Genomic DNA, 17,103 nt, shown 5'->3' on the forward strand with positions numbered 1-17,103 from the left:
CCTGATGAAAATGGAAGAAACGATCAGCCCGGCTATGCGTGAACGTGTGCTGGCAGCGTTAGAAGCGATCGAAGCCCGCCACCACGTGCGCGTGCTGTATGCCTGCGAGTCTGGCAGCCGGGGCTGGGGATTCTCCTCCCCGGACAGTGATTACGATGTGCGCTTTATCTATGTGCATCAGCCCGAGTGGTATCTGCGCGTAGAGCCACCGCGGGATGTTATCGAACTGCCGATCGACAGCGAGCTGGATGTCTGCGGCTGGGAGCTGCGTAAAACACTGGGGCTGCTGAAAGCCGCCAACCCGACGCTGATGGAGTGGCTGGATTCACCCGTCATCTATCGCCAGCACCCTGAAACGGTACAGGCGTTACGTGGGCTGGTGCCGGATTTCTTCAGCGATCTGCGGGCACGCTATCACTATCTGGCCATGGCGAAGAAGAACTTTCGCGGGTATCTGCAGGGCAAACAGGTGCGGCTGAAAAAGTACTTTTACGTGCTGCGCCCGCTGCTGGCCGTGCAGTGGATTGAGGCCGGAAAAGGCGTTCCGCCGATGCGTTTTGATCGATTGATGGCGGGTACGGTCAGTGACCCGCTGCTGCGTGCGGAGATCGAGGCATTGCTGGAGCGTAAACGCCAGGCGGGCGAAGCTGAACACGGCCCGCGCCGTGAACGCATCCATGCCTTTATTGAACAACAGCTGGCGCAGCAGGAACGCCCGCCGCTCTCCGATGCTACCCGACGTGATGCCAGCGCGCTAAACCATTTGCTGATGCAGACCGTGCTGACACCGTAATGCAAACAGGCACAGGGTTCGCTCTGTGCCCCCCCTACCCTGCGACCTTTTATGGACGCCCGCTGTGTTTACACAACACCCCACCACCGCTTACTATTTCACCGATGACGATATCAAGGACGATATACCCAAAATCATTTGGAAACGGGTATCACACAAGGAGCGTTTTATTATGGCCGCACTCCCCTTACCCTGCACGCTGTTCACTACGTCTAACCGACCGCCATCAATGTACAGTAGCTCACACGGCGCGAGTGAAAAAATAAGCCGTCAGGAATGTGCCCGCATTTTGTTTGATGAGTTCCGCGATTTATCCCGTACATTCTCTGTTTACGGTCCTTACAGACATCTTATCGGTCAGATGATCACGCATATGCAAAACGGCAACGGTGCGGGATTCACCAGTAGCCATCTGGATGCGGCATTGAAAGAGCAAATATTGAATGATAACTCTAAAAACAGTACATACCTTATTTTAAAAGAAACCATTAGCTCAAAGATAGATTGGGAAAAGAAATATTACCCATCAGAACAGAAGGGCGAACTGCGAGACGCAATATCCAGAGTAAAGTTGCCAAAATTTGACAGGCTTCAGGATAACTTTAACGGTATGGGTATTACCGTCCACGACACATGGGCAACGCAAATCACACTAAAATCGTTGCAGATTGATAACGATAGCTACCGTGCTGTAGTGCATTACAAAGTGCAGGATCACTTTGGCCTGGACAATGATGATATATTAAACGTCAAATTCAAGTATTTCCCGTTCTTCCGCATCTGGTTCTTACTTCAACGCTACGATAAATTTTCGTTTAAACCTTTTATGACCAATATGGAAGCCACTGTTGAGATTACCGGAGGTCGTAATGAGAGAAAAAAGTAAAAAAACGATCCATGCACTACTTTTTTCTGGCTGTATTATTGCTGGTTACACTATCTGGCTATCGTTACGTCCAGTGGAAATTTTCGCAGTTCATAAAGAAAATAGTTATAGTGACATTCTGGTAAAACCTTTCCACTCACAGAAAAAGGAAGAATAAGCTGGTGGATGGAAAACAAATCAAAACTAAAATTAAAATACAACATTCCCACTCCGAATAAAGATGGGTCCTTCTCTGTCATATTTTGGGACTTTGGCGAGGGATATAAAGTAACAGATGGTAATGACCGGCTTTGCTTTGAGGATATGAAAACAAAAACAAACTGTATCGATAAAGATTCTCTGATGATGGTAAAATACAGTAAAAACACAGGGCTGTATTTTCGCATGGACAGTGGAATATATTATTTTAAAGAAAACGGTCAGATGGTAAAAAGAAAATACAAATAGATGAAATACCAGCGTGCTGAATCGCCTGCTGACGCAGGCCATTCTGTTTACAAAACACCCACCACCGCTTACTATTTCATCGATGAAGATATCAAGGACGACAGACCCAAAACCGTTTTGGAAACGGGTATCACGCATATGCAGAACGGCAACGGTGCGGCATTTACCAGTATGCATTTGGATGCGGCATTGAAAGATCACATTCTTAGAGATAATACGGAAAACAGTACCCGGAAATTGTTAGAGAAGGCATTTAATCTATTTATAGACTGGGAAAATAAATGTTATCCCGCAGATAAAAAAGATGAATTACGCAAAGCGATTCTTGAGGGAAAGCTCCCTAAATTTGACAGATTTAAGGATAACTTCAATGGTATGGGGATTACTGTCCACGATACATGGGCAACTCAAATCACATTAAAATCGCTACAGATTGATAACGATCGCTATCGTGCAGTCGTGCATTATAAAGTGCAGGATCACTTTGGTCTCGATAACGCTGATATGATGAATCCCAAATTCAAAAATTTAATTTTTTTCCGTATCTGGTTCGTTCTTCAGCGCTACGATAAATTCGGATTTAAACCTTTTATGACCAATATGGAAGCCACCGTTGAAATTACCGGAGGACGCAATGAGAAGAAAAGTTAAGAAAATCATATATATCTTGTTATTTTTAGCAGTTGCATTGCATGCAGGCTTACTCTGGTGGTCACAACGGCCAGTGGATATTGTTGCGGTTCACAAAAACGGTAGCCATAGTTATATTTTAGTAAAAAACTTCCCATTTCTGGATAAAGAAAAAATCAACTGGTGGTTAAAAAATAAAGGCGTGTTGAAAGAAAAATATGACATTCCCAACCCAGAAAAAGAGGGTTTTTACTCCGTAATCTTTTGGGATTTTGGCGAGGGTTATAAAGAAACGGATGGCTATGACCGACTCTGTTTTGATGATATGAAGACAAACATCAACTGCATTGATAAGGAAAAATATTTTACCGTCTGGAATGGTAAGAATAATAATATTTCATTTGGCGTTCATGATGGTGAGTATTTCATCAAGGAAAATGGAGAGATGGTAAAAAGAAAATACGAATAGACGAGATGCCAGCACGCTAAATCACCTGCTGATGTAGTCAGCGCTACCCCAAGCCATCCCAGGCACAGGGCTTGCTCTGTGCCTTCCCTATCACAATCATAGACGCAATCTTTGGGGGTTTTCCCCTTGTGGCGTTACACTCTACGCCAGCTGATTTAACTCACTCAGAGTCTGTCCCACCAGGTGTCATTGTTGCAGCCAATTTGGACACGGACAGCGCGGAGGAACCGGAGCGTACACGGAGTACGTGAGGATTCTGAGCACTGCCCAGGTTCAAAATGGCAAATAAAATAGCCTGGTGGGACAGACTCTCACTTAACCGGAAGACTCGATGACCAGACATTATGACTACCTTGCCATCGGCGGCGGCAGCGGCGGTATCGCCTCCATCAACCGTGCGGCCATGTATGGCCAGAAATGCGCGATAATCGAAGCGAAAGATCTCGGCGGCACCTGCGTGAACGTTGGCTGCGTACCAAAGAAAGTGATGTGGCATGCGGCACAGATCGCCGAAGCTATCCATAACTACGGCCCGGACTACGGCTTCGATACCACCGTTAACCAGTTCAACTGGGACGTGCTGCTGAAAAACCGCAGCGCCTATATCGACCGTATTCACACCTCTTACGACAACGTGCTGGGCAAGAATAACGTTGACGTGATCAAAGGTTATGCCCGTTTCGTTGACGCACACACCGTGGAAGTTAACGGCGAGAAGATCACTGCTGATCATATTCTGATCGCCACCGGCGGCCGCCCAAGCCAGCCAACCATCCCGGGCGCAGAATACGGCATTAACTCCGATGGCTTCTTTGAGCTTCAGGCCCTGCCGAAACGCACTGCGGTTGTCGGTGCAGGCTACATCGCCGTCGAAATTGCTGGCGTGTTAAACGCGCTGGGTTCTGAAACCCATCTGTATGTACGTAAACATGCGCCGCTGCGTAGCTTCGATCCGCTGATCGTCGACACGCTGGTGGAAGTGATGAACACCGAAGGCCCGACGCTGCACACCGAGTCGGTTCCTAAAGCCGTGGTGAAAAACGCCGACGGCAGCCTGACCTTACAGCTGGAAAACGGCAAAGAGCAGACTGTTGACTGCCTGGTGTGGGCGATTGGTCGTGAGCCAATGACCGACAACCTGAACCTTGAAGTGACCGGCGTGAAGCTGAACGAAAAAGGGTACATCAGCGTTGATAAGTACCAGAACACCAACGTGAAGGGTATCTTCGCTGTCGGTGATAACACCGGCGCGGTCGAGCTGACGCCAGTAGCAGTTGCCGCAGGTCGTCGCCTGTCCGAGCGCCTGTTTAACAACAAGCCGGACGAGCATCTGGACTACAGCAATGTGCCAACCGTGGTATTCAGCCACCCGCCAATCGGCACAGTCGGCCTGAGCGAGCCAGAAGCACGCGAGAAGTTTGGTGATGACCAGGTGAAAGTGTACAAATCTTCATTCACCGCCATGTACACCGCCGTGACACAGCATCGCCAGCCGTGCCGCATGAAGCTGGTGTGCGTGGGTGCCGATGAGAAAATCGTCGGTATTCATGGCATCGGTTACGGTATGGACGAGATGCTGCAGGGCTTTGCCGTCGCACTGAAAATGGGCGCGACCAAGAAAGACTTCGACAACACCGTGGCGATTCACCCGACGGGTTCGGAAGAGTTTGTGACGATGCGCTGATCCGTTTAGCGGATAAGTACGACAAAAAAACCATGACGTTGTGTCATGGTTTTTTTCGCCTCATCCCCACCAAGGCGGTTGAGACGTTCCGCGCGCTAGCCGAAGGGATGCTGAACAGAGCCCAGGCAATCAGCTGCGGCAGGCGCATCCGCACTGAGCCATTTCGCCATGCACTTCGCGGCTGAGGTGTGAATGGCGGATCTTCAGTTCGCCTTTGCGCCAGGCCCCCTCTTCATCCGCGCGGTTGTCGAGCAGGCGGTTCAGCGCTTCGGCAATCTGCAGGTCGCAGCGCTGCGCCCAGGTGGTCAGGTTCCACATGGAAGAGCGGGCTTCTCCTACGTCATCAAAACCCACCACCCCGATATGCGCACCCTGGCCGAAATCGCGGATCGCCTGCATCGCACCGAAGGCCAGCACGTCATTTTCGCAGAACAGCGCATCCACGCGCTCAGAGGCCCAGGTGTTTTTCAGGTAGGCCATCATCGTCTGATAGGCCATTTCCCGATCGTAGTGACCCGCCACCAGCACTTTATCCAGCGTTTTATGCGCGGCATCCAGACTGGCGACGTAGCCCTCCATACGCAGCAGATGGGTCGACGATGTCTCCTGGCCTTTCATATAGCCAAAACGGTGATAGCCCTGCGACAGCAGCAGGCGCCCGATCTCGGCGCCGGCGGCATAACCGTCCACACTGACCACTTCCACATCGGCACTGTCGGTACTGCGGCACACGTGAATACTGGGGATCTGGTGCAACTCGTCCACGGCAACAATCAGTTCATCGCTGAAGATGGTGGCCAGGAACAGCAATGCATCAACCTGCAACTGCCCGGCCATTTGCAGCACTGACTGATAGTTTGCATCAGAATCCACATTCAGCAGCAGCGCCATATAGCCGCGCTCATTCAACTGACGCGTAACCTCGTTGAGCATTTTCAGTGTGTGGGGATTGGTAAACTCATCGGCCACCACGCCAATAATATGGGTTTTTCGCTGCTTCAGGCTGCGTGCCAGCAGGTTAGGCCGAAAGCCGAGTTTTTTCGCCGCCGCCAGCACTTCTTCGCGTGCCAGCGGGGAGATTGAAGCATCCGGTTTGAACGCCCGCAGCACGGTCCATTTAGAAACCCCGGCAAGTTCTGCCACATCACTGGCCGTCGCTTTCTGAGTCTGTTTTTCTTTCACTGTATTTTTCATGATGAGTTAAACGCCCGCACTCCGGTGGCTGAACCTGTTGCCAACAGAATAGAGTAATCTCGCCGCCCCCAAAAGTACGGGGTGGCGGATGTGTGATTTCACCCGCCTTTACACCCCCCTTTATCATCAACATGTTACATCGATGTTTATTATTGCTACCGTTGGCAACATCCTTTGCCAACGGTAGCAAAGTCAGGTAAAATCCGACCCCGCTCACACTATTGCCATAACTAACTGTTTTTAAATGACTAAAAACCGCATTACCCCATCTTTTGCTGTGGTTAATATTTGACGAAAAACCGTCTTTTGAAAAAAATGTTATCAGTACGTGGCAGAAAGGTGCACGCGGTGCAAAAGGAAAGTGGTGCAAGCGCATAACAACTTTAAATATTTCTTCATTGATGTCGGGCAAGAGTCGATTCACCTATCGTCCTGAAAAGGAATTGTTCAGTATGGAAAATATCTCATCATGAAAAACAGTCGCAATATTCTGGTTACTCTTATCGGGATAGCCCTGATACTTCTGGGTCTGTCGCTTGCCGGTGGCGGTATCTACCTGATCACCCTGAAGGGATCATGGTTCTACCTCCCTGCCGGCCTGGCGATGGCCGCCACCGGTCTGGGACTGGTCAGGAGAAATGGCTGGGCGCTGTATCTCGCCTGGGCATTACTGATTGTCAGCCTGATCTGGGCATTCAGTGAAGTCGGTACTGACTTCTGGCAGTTAGTGCCGCGTACCGTCACCTTCCTGGTTGTCGCATTACTGGCCACGCTGTGTGCCCCGCTATTGCGCAAAAAAGACCAGACCCGCGTCATCGGCTGCAAAGTAGCAGGCGGTTTCTCCGTGGTACTGGCTATCGCTATCGTGGCGATTTTTGCCAACATGTTCCGTATCCATCCGGAAGTGGAAGCCACCGGCGAGCCTGCCGCCGTTCTGGATGAAAAAGCTGCCGACGACAGCGGCAACGACTGGGCGGCTTATGGCCGTAATACCGGCGGTCAGCGTTTCGCGCAGTTCAACCAGATCAACACCACTAACGTGAAAGATCTGAAGGTTGCCTGGACGTATCACACGGGCGATCTGGCGATTAACGGCTCCGAATATCAGGTTACGCCACTGAAAGTCGGTAACACCATGTACCTGTGTACCCCGCTGAACAAAGTCATTGCACTTGACCCGGTTACCGGGAAAGAGAAGTGGCGCTTCGATCCAAAAATCGAAGAAACCGAGGGTAACAAGCAGTGGAAACGCTGCCGTGGCGTGGCATATACCGAGCTAAGCCCGGCACAACAGGATGGCACCCCGCCTGCGATTGCCGGTAACAAACGCATTATCAGCACCACCGTTGATGGCCGCATCTTCTCGCTGGATGCCGAAACCGGCAAGCTGGACACTCGCTTCGGTGACAACGGCTTTGTGAACCTGCTGAACGGCCTTGGCCCAACGGCGCATGGCTCTTACTATCTGACGTCTGCGCCGCTGGTGGCTGATGGCGTGGTGATGGTCGGCGGTAAGCTGAACGATAACCTGACCACCGGTGAAGCCTCCGGCGTGGTGCGTGGCTTCGACGCCCGCAGCGGCAAAATCCTCTGGGCATGGGATGCATCCCGTGGCGCGAAAGACAGCTCTCCGCTGCCGGAAGGCCAGACCTACGCCATTGAAACCCCGAACTTCTGGGGTACCGCGGCCTATGATGCGAAGCTGGGCATTGCCTACTTCCCTACGGGTAACCAGACGCCTGACTTCTGGACCGGTAACCGTCATGACTATTCTGATGAATACAATGACGCTATCGTTGCCGTTGAACTGAAAACCGGTAAAGAGGTCTGGCATTTCCGTACCGCCAATCACGACCAGTTTGACTATGACGTCTCTTCCCAGCCAATCCTCTACGATATGCCGGGCAAAGATGGCACCACCACGCCAGTGCTGATCCAGTTGACCAAACGTGGCCAGATCTTCGTGCTTGACCGTCGTACCGGTAAGCCAGTGGTGCAGGTTGAGGAACGTAAAGTCTCTACCGACGCGATGCCGGGCATGAAAGTGGCGGCAACTCAACCGTACTCGGCGATCTCCGTGGGCACCGCCGCGTTGAAAGAATCTGACATGTGGGGCGCTTCCATCTTTGACCAGCTCTACTGCCGCGTGCAGTTTAAAGAGATGCGTTGGGAAGGCGAGTTCACTCCGCTCTCTGACAAAAAACGCACCCTGATTTACCCGGGCTACTACGGTGGCTTCAACTGGGGCGGCGGGGCGATTGACCCGTCTACCGGTACGCTGATCGTCAATGATATTCGTATGGCGCAGTGGGGCAAATTTATTAAACGTGAAGATGCCGAGAAGAAAGGGATGAAAGCCAGCACCGAGGGCGAGTACTCCAAACAGCTGGGTACACCGTGGGGCGTGGAGCGTTCGATGTTTATGTCGCCACTGGGCATTCCTTGCTTCAAACCGCCGTTTGGTTCGATGACAGCCATCGACCTGGCAACCGGTAAAACCCGCTGGCAGATGCCGATGGGCAGCATTAAAGATGCGCCAATCAACGGCGTGGCACCGGGTCTGGATATCCCACTGGGTATGCCAACCATGGGTGGCCCGCTGGTGACAAAAGGTGGCCTGACCTTCTTCCACGGCTCGCTGGACTACTTCGTTCGTGCGCTGGATAACAACACCGGTAAAGAGTTGTGGCGTGGCCGTCTGCCGGTTGGCGGACAGGGCGCACCGATGACTTATATCGCGGAAGACGGTAAACAGTACGTGGTCGTAGTCGCAGGCGGCGCTACGCGCACCGGCACTAACGACAACCGTGGTGATGATGTGATTGCTTACGCGCTGCCATAAGCCTGACGCATTCTGAACCCGGTAAGAACGAAACAGGCCAGCGATTGCTGGCCTGTTTTTTTATGGGTCTGATAGCCCCCTGAGTCGAACAATGCTCTAATGGATTATTGCCATTTTGCGCGCAGTGTCGCGTATTCTGACGGGCCAGCCAATACGCCAGGCCCGCTTAAAGGGACTCAATGAAACTCGTTTCGCTTTCTGCTTTGGTGTTTTCCGGCCTGTTTGCGTTCTGTGCCAGCGCATCGGCAAAATCATTAGAAGACTTCAATCACTTGCCCCCCGTCTATGGCAGTTCGGATCAACTCTCCCCTGAGCCGCATTTGCTGGCAGAATTTAAAGATAAAAAATTTGTCTGCCGCACGGAGGAAGATGCCACGCCGAAGGAAAGCCCCGCGGCAGCCGCGGCCTTCCGCCAGCTGGTGGACTATGCAGCAGAGGGCGACCCGGTGGAAAACTTCTGGCTGGATGCCGGGAATCGTAAAAAACGCGAAGACCTGCTGGCAGCCGCGGTGAAGGCCGGCAGTTGGAAGGCGGTTTACCTCGATACTCTCTGGACACTGCGTTATCCGGCCACCCCTGAGGCCGCAACACAGGCCAGTGCCACCCTGCAAAAGATGATTCAACAGGGTATCCCTATCGCCATGTCTGACTATGCCGCCTCACTTTATGGCCGTGATTACAACACCATGTATACGCTGCTGTCAGCGGCGGTCGATCACGGCAGCCCGCAGGCGATGGACCTGGCCGGTGGGACCATTGTTCCGCAGGCCAGAGAGTTGCATCCGATCGGCAAAGCGATGCTGGAATGTGCCGTTAAACAGGGTTATGCCCCAGCGTATGCCAGTCTTGGCAAGCTGGCATGGATGCAGGGACATCGTTTAGACGCTTACCGACTGTGGGCAAAAGGGGTGAATCTGGGATGTGCCGCCTGCAGTTCCCCCCTCGAGTCGCTGGCCCGGGTGCGATCGGGCTACAACACCGCCACCCCGATGCTGGATCTCATGCCCGAGCTGGCCGCAATTAATGCATTCTACAGCAACAACTTTTTCTATGAATTGAGTGATCTAAGCGACTTTGAGCGCCCCTTACCCGAAAAACTGGCGTTTCATCTCAATGACAAAGAGCTGTTAAAACTGCTGAAACTAGAGCAGCGCTGATGGTCAGACAGGGAGGCTGGACAGTGAAATCGTTACTGCTTTTTCTGCTGGTGCTACTGTCGGGGTGTGATAACGCCAGTGCGCCAGTGACCCGCACCGTAAAGGTGTGGCTGGGCGACAGTATCGAACCGATGCAGGCGGCATTAGGCAAGGATCTCACCCGCGACTGCGATGACACGATGTGCTGGTATAATTTCACCAAGCCCTCGAAAAGCGGCAATACCCTCAATCTGATCCTCGGCGGCGATCGCTCTTTCACCATCAATGGTGTGTTCTCTTTTTCCGCCCCGGTCTACAAAGAGAACCACGATCGTTTTGATGAAATCACTATTTACCCTCTCGGCCTGCCGGAAGACAGCCTGCTGGCGGATAGCCGCGTGTGGTTCTATCAGCTGGTCGGCCGCCTTCAGGCTGCCGGCTGGCAGCGTTTTATCACCCAGAATGAACCGCGTCTTCCGGGGTCTGAAGTGGCTAATGCCACGCGGATTGAACAGGTGATGACCGCTTCCAGCCTTTCGACACCGCTCAACGATCCGTCATCCCCATTCAATAACGCTCAGTGGCTGGCACTGCCGTTTTTAGCGGACTGGTATTTTTATCGTGGTAACGAATACCTGACCCTCAGTGCACAGCGTGAGAACAGCAAAACCGCGCCCGCCGAGCGCGGCACTTATCTGTTCACCCTGGCGTTCCGCAGTGAGGAACAGACGTACCAGGATTACTTCAAGTATGAGGATCGCCATCGCTGGAAAACGCTGTTACCTGCATTACTGAAAAAGATGGCCACACAGCGTGCGCAGCAGGAAGCGCGACTGCGCGCGGCAGGCATCAGGATTGATGAGAACTATCGCGACCCGGTGATTCGTGCACTGAACATGCAATAGCGCAGCGTCAGGCGCACCTAACCCAAAGCAGGTTCATCCATAATTTGTAAACGGCTCAGGCGCTGACGATAACACCGCAGCACCGCCTCCACGGCGTCTGCCTGCATAAACGAGTCACGGTAGGTGGATTCAACCACTGCCTGCTCTTTTAGCAATCTCTCAAGCAGCGCCCTTGCCAGCTTTTCACTCAGCCCCATGCCCTGCCCGAGGACCAGAAAATCCATCCCAAGATATTCGCCATATTGGGTGTTAAATCCAGCGGCCACCTCTTTCTCACCCTCTTCGCAGGCCAGCAGCGGCAGCGCCAGGTAGCTGGTGAAATAACGGGGATAAGGTGCCACGGAGACATAGTCGTACACCGGCGACAGCCGGGGCGGACCGGCCAGTGGTAATAACAGCCCAAAATTACGCAGATGCAGGTCGTTATTGCCCAGCAGATAAGCGTAAATAATGCGCCGGAACAGATCGCTGATAAACGCCAGGTTATCATTGACGTTCTGGCTCAGAAACCGCGCAACCTGCTCATAGCTCACCCAGGGCTTACCATCATCGGTAATTTTCCCGTACTTTTCGCCAATCTCCATCGCGGCATCCAGCTGCTCCTGGTGAATCGCTCCCCCCTGTTCGTCACGGTCAAAGCGGCGGATCACAAAAGCATATTCCCGATCATCGCCGTCATTCTCGGGCTTAAAGGGCAGCAGGCCGTGCGGCGGTACATCAAATCCCAGGCGTGCCATCACCGTCATGGTGGCATGTTCGTTTTCCGCCAGCTGTGGAAAATCCACCGGTGAGGGTTTGAGAATATAGTTTCCTTGACTCTCCACCACCGCGAACGCCCCGTCCTCCAGCACCATTTGCAGTTTTGGCTGATAGCCAGAAATACTCATTCCCTGCTGCGCTTTTGGCAGATCCTGCACGAACTGCGCACGGGTAAATGTCAGCTGTGGCTCAACCCGGGCTAACCCCGTCAGCGTTTTCAGCCCCTTAGTCGAATAGCCCAGCGCGCGTTCCCGTTCACTTTTCAGCGGGGTCATCAATATCCTGCATGTGGTCATCGTGGCTCCTCTACGCTCAGCCTTACTGCGCCGATCAGATTCTCCCCGTTATGCAGCAGCATCCCGAGCTGATCCTGTTCATCGATTTTTTGCAATTGGCTGTAACGCCGTTTTAACCAGCCTTCGGGGGCTAATGAGGCAAAAAAGGGATGCAGTGTGTTACGTGGAAAACGTTTTTTATCCACCGGAAGGCTTAATGAGAGTGGAGGCCCGGTATAATCCGGGCGATACTCGAACAGATAACCCTCATCATTCTGCGTCAGCCACCCCACCTGCTCGCCATACAGCCAGACGGTTAAACGACGGCGCATAGCTTCATCCCCAGCGCTTCGGCCACAACATAGACGCTGCCAAACTTGACCTGTTCAGGATCTTTAAACAGGCGTTTCAGCGTGGAAGCGGAGACCCCGGTTTGTAACTCAAGGGTGTAGAGGTCGATACCCAGTGCTTTACGCCGTTCATTCAGCTGCATACCAAACCCGGCAAACGAATCAATCTTATGCTGCCCGGCAAAGGTGGACCCGTTGCGCTCATCTGCGGCAAACTCATTTTTCAGTTCGTTGAGTAGTACCGAAATAGTCTGAATTTTCTCTGCGGCAAAATCGCTTTTCTTATAGCTCACCTTTGACCCCCATAACTCAATTAATTTGATTAACAGGCCAATTATAGACCAATAACCAATAAAAAGATCATAAATGACACTAAAAAAAATAAAAAATAAAAAAAAGATCATTTTTGACCCAAGAAGAGCGATGCAGGTCATATAAGAAATAAAAAAATAAAATTCAGTAAAAAAAGCCCATAAATGAACCATAAAAAAAGCCGTACGCTCTCGCGTACAGCTTCAGTTTTACTTCCGCTTATCCTCAGAACGCGAAGCAGGAACAGCCCAGCGCGCCCCAGAAGGCATTGTCATCGGATACCGGCACGCTGGAACGGCGCGCGACATCATGCGAATGACTGTGCACACCACAAGGTCCGCTGCACTGATGCGGCTGTGAGGCAAAGGCCACGCGACCATTCGCCAGTGGTGGCGCACTGCGGTAATGGCCTGGTGTGGTCACGACCGGAGACCATTCCGGCAAGACCGGGATCAGCGGCGGTGACAACGGGCTGAAACTGCCTGCGGCATACACCACATCGCCATTCACCACGGTCAGCACCGACTCAATGCCTTTGATCGCCTCTTCGTGCACGCTGAAATAATCCTGTGACAGGATTGCCAGGTCAGCCAGTTGCCCCACTTTGATCTGCCCCTTTTTCCCCTGTTCGCTGGAGAACCAGGCGCTGCCCTGCGTCCACAGCATCAGCGCCGTTTCGCGGTCCAGACGTGCGCTGGTGTCATACATCGCCATACCGCCCACGGTGCGGCCAGACACCAGCCAGTAAAGCGCCGTCCACGGGTTGTAACTGGCAACACGGGTTGCATCCGTGCCCAGACCGACCGGCACCCCCGCTTCCAGCATTTTTGCCACAGGTGGCGTTTGCTTCACCGCTTCATGACCGTAGCGCTCGGCAAAATATTCGCCCTGGAACGCCATACGATGCTGGACCGCAATCCCGCCGCCCAGCGCTTTAACCCGCTCGATATTGGCTTCGGTAATGGTCTCTGCGTGGTCAAAAATCCAGTGCAGACCGTTGAACGGAATCTCCCGGTTAACCTTCTCGAACACGTTCAGCATACGGCTGATCGATTCGTTATAGGTGGCGTGCAGACGGAACGGCCAGCGGTGTTCGACCAGGTGACGTACCACACGTTCCAGCTCGTCTTCCATTCCGGGTGCCAGGTCCGGACGCGGCTCCAGGAAGTCTTCAAAGTCAGCGGCCGAGAACACCAGCATCTCGCCCGCGCCGTTATGGCGATAAAAGTCTGTACCCTGACCCGGTTTCAGCATATCGGTCCAGCGTTCAAAATCTTCCAGCTCGTGACCCGGGCGCTGAGTAAACAGGTTGTAGGCAATGCGTACCGTTAGTTGCTTTTTCTCGTGCAGTTCGCTGATCACCTCGTAATCATCCGGGTAGTTCTGGAAACCGCCGCCTGCATCAATGGCGCTGGTCAGGCCCAGACGGTTCAGCTCGCGCATAAACTGGCGGGTGGAGTTCACCTGCTGTTCCAGCGGCAGCTTCGGCCCTTTTGCCAGCGTGGAGTACAACAGCATCGCGTTAGGACGGGCAATCAGCATCCCGGTCGGGTTGCCGTTACCGTCGCGCTGGATCTCGCCGCCCGGTGGGTTTGGCGTATCTTTGGTATAACCCACCACACGCAGGGCGGCACGGTTCAGCAGCGCACGATCGTAGAGGTGCAGAATAAAGACCGGGGTGTCCGGTGCGGCTTCATTGATTTCATCCAGCGTTGGCATACGGCGCTCGGCAAACTGGAACTCGTTCCAGCCACCGACCACACGCACCCACTGTGGATTTGGCGTACGCAGCGCCTGCTCTTTCAGCATACGTAAAGCATCGGCCAGCGACGGCACGCCTTCCCAGCGCAGCTCAAGGTTGTAGTTCAGCCCGCCGCGGATCAAATGCAGATGCGAGTCGTTCAGCCCCGGGATACCGGTGTGGCCTTTCAGATCCACCCGCTTTGTGTCATCCCCGGCAAACTGCATCACTTCTGCTTCGCTGCCTACGGCCAGGAACTTACCCTCTTTAATCGCTACCGCCGTCGCCAGTGGGTTTTCACGGTCAACCGTATGGAATTTACCGTTGGTCAGAATCAATGAGGCATTATTCATCATTACTCTCCAGGCTGGTTTTCCCGCGCGGGGACAACCAGTCGTTTAATAAGCGCGTTATCGCCGGCATCCACAGATATACCACCAGGCCAACCACGCAGGCATCGTTAAGAAAGTGTCCCCACAGCGTCCCTTTACTGGCGGGCAGCAACGTCCCCCAAAACCAGGGAACCAGATTAGTGGAGGGAAAAATCACCGCCAGCGTCACCAGAAACTGTTTCCACTGTTTCGGTGCTGCCCGTCCCGGCTCGGCCGGGGTAAACCAGAACGCCGCCCCGGGGCGCATCTCAATATGCTCCTGCCCCGCCAGCATCCCCGCCAGTTCTCCCACACGCGCCGCCCGCTGTGGCGAGTTAAGCCACTGATAAAGATTATCCAGGTTGTCGAATCTGACCAGTATCGTCCAGGTCATTTCACCGTGTACCGGGCGCAGTACATTCACGCCAAGATGGCCGGGGAACAGCGCCGCCTGCGGTAAAATAGTTTCCAGCCAGCGTTGATAGTCGTCTTGCTTCGCGGGCAGCAGGCGATGCGTAATCACCAGGGTAATGTGTTCAGGCTGATGGGGATAATCCACACCGTTCTCCTTAATGCCCCCCGGCGGGGGGCCAGGCCATCAGGCTTTGCGGGCCGGGGCGTTGTGTACCATCGTGTAGGCGTAATCCACACCCATGCCGTACGCTCCGCTGTGCTCGCGCACCAGATCCATCACGTCGTCGTACGTCTCTTTACGTGACCAGTCGCGCTGGTACTCCAGCAACACCTGCTGCCAGGTCACTGGGATCGCACCCGCCTGTACCATACGGTCGATAGAGCGCTCGTGCGCATCCACGCTGGTGCCGCCGGACGTATCGGTCACCACGTAAACTTCGAAGCCCTCTTTCATCGCCATCAGCGCCGGGAAGGTCAGGCACACTTCGGTCCACAGGGCCGAGATAATCAGTTTTTTACGGCCCGTGGCTTTCACTGCCTTCACGAACGCTTCATCTTCCCAGGAGTTCATCGAGGTGCGCTCAATCGGCTGTACGTCCGGGTGCACCGCCAGCAGTTCCGGCCAGATATAGCCGCTGAAGCTTTCGGTTTCCACCGAGGTGTAAATCGTTGGCACGTTAAAAATCTTTCCTGCTTTTGCCAAAGCAACGGTGTTATTTTTAAGCTGCTGACGATCGATGTTGGCAACACCGAAGGACATCTGCGGCTGATGGTCGATGAAAATCAGGGTGGAGTTCTGTGGGTCCAGCAGGTCGAATTTAGACATTTTTTATTCCTTTTACGTTTCAGGTTTCGGGTTTGTCTTGCGTGTTAACACAATACGAAATGGCCGCCCGGGTTGATAACGGAAAGAATTGAGGTTGTTGTTAAACAAATTTTGGGTTTGGGGAAAACCATGCGATTAAACCTTGAAGCGCTGCTGATTCTGGATGCACTGGACCGACACGGAACCTTTGCCGCAGCGGCGGCCAGGCTGTTTAAAACCGCCTCTGCGCTGAGTTACACGGTGCAAAAGATGGAAAGCGATTTGAATATCACGCTGCTGGATCGCTCCGGTCATCGTGCAACATTTACCCCCACCGGGCGCTTAATGCTGGAAAAAGGTCGCATTCTTTTGCGCGCCGTGGGGGAGCTTGAGCAGCAGGCGCAGTATGTGGAAAGCGGCTGGGAAAGTAAGCTCACGATCAGCCTTGATGCTTCGGTGCCGTTTTCCCTGCTCTCTGGCCTGATTGATGCGTTTTATCAGGAGCATCATCATACTCAGTTGCTGTTCCGGCAGGATGTGCTGGCGGGCTGCTGGGAGGCGCTGAGTTATGGGCTGGCCGATATTGTATTCGGCGCGGTTCAGGAACCGGTGCGCCACAGCGGTGTCAGCTGTGTGCCGGTTGGCTGGCTGGAATATGCCTTCGCCATTGCGCCCCATCACCCGCTGGCGGCACTTCCAGCCCCCTTATTGCGTGAGCAAATCCGCCAGTACCGCGCGGTAGTGGTCCACGACAGCTCACGCCATGCCGAAGGCACCGATCTCCGCGTACTGGATGAGCAGCCGATTCTGAGCGTGCACAGTTTCAGCGATAAACTGCAGGCACAGGTGGATGGGCTGGGCTGCGGCTACCTGCCGCGCTATCTGGCGGCCCCGCATCTGGAAAACGGCACGCTGGTCGAACGCCAGCTGGACAGTGAAACCCGGCGTGACCAGGCATTTCTGGCCTGGAGCGACAGCGCCACCGGGAATGCAGCCATGTGGTGGCGAGAGCGGCTCCAGAACTTCGAGGGGATTCGCAGCGTGTATGCCGTGGAATAAATACCTGCGCCCGGGGTCATCCGGGCATCCG

The 17,103-nt window shown here is 53.5% G+C and carries 17 protein-coding genes and 1 pseudogene; 10 read left to right on the plus strand and 8 right to left on the minus strand.

Annotated elements, in window-relative coordinates:
* Positions 1 to 10: 10 nt before the first annotated feature.
* The 6 genes and pseudogenes from WH279_RS01035 (at position 11) to gorA (ending at position 4,909) form a co-directional block, all read left to right on the plus strand.
* Complete coding sequence (locus WH279_RS01035) at positions 11 to 793, plus strand: nucleotidyltransferase domain-containing protein (RefSeq protein ID WP_339454893.1); 783 nt, start codon at positions 11 to 13, stop codon at positions 791 to 793.
* Positions 794 to 1,022: 229 nt separating this feature from the next.
* Positions 1,023 to 1,679: a YPO3983 family protein gene (locus tag WH279_RS01040; protein ID WP_339454894.1), complete on the plus strand. Its 657-nt coding sequence runs from the start codon at positions 1,023 to 1,025 to the stop codon at positions 1,677 to 1,679.
* A pseudogene (locus tag WH279_RS01045) lies at positions 1,663 to 2,126 on the plus strand (DUF943 family protein). The gene WH279_RS01040 and the pseudogene WH279_RS01045 overlap by 17 nt, the downstream one beginning before the upstream one ends.
* Positions 2,127 to 2,777, plus strand: coding sequence for a YPO3983 family protein (locus WH279_RS01050; RefSeq protein WP_339454721.1), 651 nt, complete (start codon positions 2,127 to 2,129; stop codon positions 2,775 to 2,777).
* Complete coding sequence (locus tag WH279_RS01055) at positions 2,761 to 3,225, plus strand: DUF943 family protein (RefSeq protein WP_339454722.1); 465 nt, start codon at positions 2,761 to 2,763, stop codon at positions 3,223 to 3,225. Before WH279_RS01050 ends, WH279_RS01055 begins: the two co-directional genes overlap by 17 nt.
* A gap of 331 nt (positions 3,226 to 3,556) precedes the next feature.
* Positions 3,557 to 4,909 (plus strand): glutathione-disulfide reductase, encoded by a 1,353-nt coding sequence (gene gorA / locus WH279_RS01060; RefSeq protein WP_133844393.1) that lies wholly within the window; start codon positions 3,557 to 3,559, stop codon positions 4,907 to 4,909.
* A gap of 129 nt (positions 4,910 to 5,038) precedes the next feature.
* Here the strand turns inward: gorA and WH279_RS01065 are convergent, their stop codons facing one another.
* The gene (locus tag WH279_RS01065) at positions 5,039 to 6,091 is read right to left on the minus strand and encodes a LacI family DNA-binding transcriptional regulator (RefSeq protein ID WP_339454723.1); all 1,053 of its coding nucleotides are present in this window, start codon (positions 6,089 to 6,091) and stop codon (positions 5,039 to 5,041) included.
* The gene (locus WH279_RS01070) at positions 6,054 to 6,527 is read right to left on the minus strand and encodes a hypothetical protein (protein WP_339454724.1); all 474 of its coding nucleotides are present in this window, start codon (positions 6,525 to 6,527) and stop codon (positions 6,054 to 6,056) included. The genes WH279_RS01065 and WH279_RS01070 overlap by 38 nt, the downstream gene beginning before the upstream one ends.
* A 45-nt stretch (positions 6,528 to 6,572) precedes the next feature.
* Between WH279_RS01070 and WH279_RS01075 the strand changes: the two genes are divergently transcribed.
* The 3 genes from WH279_RS01075 to WH279_RS01085 all read left to right on the plus strand — a co-directional run bounded on the left by WH279_RS01075 (position 6,573) and on the right by WH279_RS01085 (position 10,986).
* Positions 6,573 to 8,945 carry a membrane-bound PQQ-dependent dehydrogenase, glucose/quinate/shikimate family gene (locus WH279_RS01075; protein WP_339454725.1) on the plus strand — a complete coding sequence of 791 codons (2,373 nt, stop codon included), beginning with the start codon at positions 6,573 to 6,575 and terminating at the stop codon, positions 8,943 to 8,945.
* Between the two features lie 179 nt (positions 8,946 to 9,124).
* Positions 9,125 to 10,102 (plus strand): hypothetical protein, encoded by a 978-nt coding sequence (locus WH279_RS01080; protein ID WP_339454726.1) that lies wholly within the window; start codon positions 9,125 to 9,127, stop codon positions 10,100 to 10,102.
* A 23-nt stretch (positions 10,103 to 10,125) separates the two neighbouring features.
* On the plus strand, positions 10,126 to 10,986 hold the full coding sequence (locus WH279_RS01085) for a hypothetical protein (protein ID WP_339454727.1): 861 nt from the start codon (positions 10,126 to 10,128) through the stop codon (positions 10,984 to 10,986).
* A 17-nt stretch (positions 10,987 to 11,003) separates the two neighbouring features.
* Here WH279_RS01085 and WH279_RS01090 read toward each other — a convergent pair whose 3' ends face one another.
* The 6 genes from WH279_RS01090 to WH279_RS01115 all read right to left on the minus strand — a co-directional run bounded on the left by WH279_RS01090 (position 11,004) and on the right by WH279_RS01115 (position 16,034).
* Positions 11,004 to 12,041 carry a type II toxin-antitoxin system HipA family toxin gene (locus WH279_RS01090; RefSeq protein ID WP_445235201.1) on the minus strand — a complete coding sequence of 346 codons (1,038 nt, stop codon included), beginning with the start codon at positions 12,039 to 12,041 and terminating at the stop codon, positions 11,004 to 11,006.
* Entirely contained in the window at positions 12,038 to 12,352 is a 315-nt protein-coding gene (locus tag WH279_RS01095) for a HipA N-terminal domain-containing protein (protein WP_200642556.1), read from the minus strand. The genes WH279_RS01090 and WH279_RS01095 overlap by 4 nt, the downstream gene beginning before the upstream one ends.
* The gene (locus tag WH279_RS01100) at positions 12,337 to 12,663 is read right to left on the minus strand and encodes a helix-turn-helix domain-containing protein (RefSeq protein WP_234472347.1); all 327 of its coding nucleotides are present in this window, start codon (positions 12,661 to 12,663) and stop codon (positions 12,337 to 12,339) included. The genes WH279_RS01095 and WH279_RS01100 overlap by 16 nt, the downstream gene beginning before the upstream one ends.
* 244 nt (positions 12,664 to 12,907) lie before the next feature.
* Positions 12,908 to 14,779, minus strand: coding sequence for an amidohydrolase (locus tag WH279_RS01105; RefSeq protein WP_192933198.1), 1,872 nt, complete (start codon positions 14,777 to 14,779; stop codon positions 12,908 to 12,910).
* On the minus strand, positions 14,769 to 15,353 hold the full coding sequence (locus tag WH279_RS01110) for an antibiotic biosynthesis monooxygenase (RefSeq protein WP_200642554.1): 585 nt from the start codon (positions 15,351 to 15,353) through the stop codon (positions 14,769 to 14,771). Before WH279_RS01110 ends, WH279_RS01105 begins: the two co-directional genes overlap by 11 nt.
* Positions 15,354 to 15,392: 39 nt before the next feature.
* Complete coding sequence (locus WH279_RS01115) at positions 15,393 to 16,034, minus strand: hydrolase (protein ID WP_339454729.1); 642 nt, start codon at positions 16,032 to 16,034, stop codon at positions 15,393 to 15,395.
* 129 nt (positions 16,035 to 16,163) lie between these two features.
* On the opposite strand from WH279_RS01115, the gene WH279_RS01120 reads away from it, so the two are divergent.
* On the plus strand, positions 16,164 to 17,072 hold the full coding sequence (locus WH279_RS01120; protein WP_339454730.1) for a LysR family transcriptional regulator: 909 nt from the start codon (positions 16,164 to 16,166) through the stop codon (positions 17,070 to 17,072).
* Positions 17,073 to 17,103: the final 31 nt, after the last annotated feature.

The sequence above is a fragment of the Erwinia sp. MYb375 genome, from assembly GCF_037479175.1.
GTDB classification, from domain to species: Bacteria; Pseudomonadota; Gammaproteobacteria; order Enterobacterales; family Enterobacteriaceae; genus Erwinia; species Erwinia rhapontici.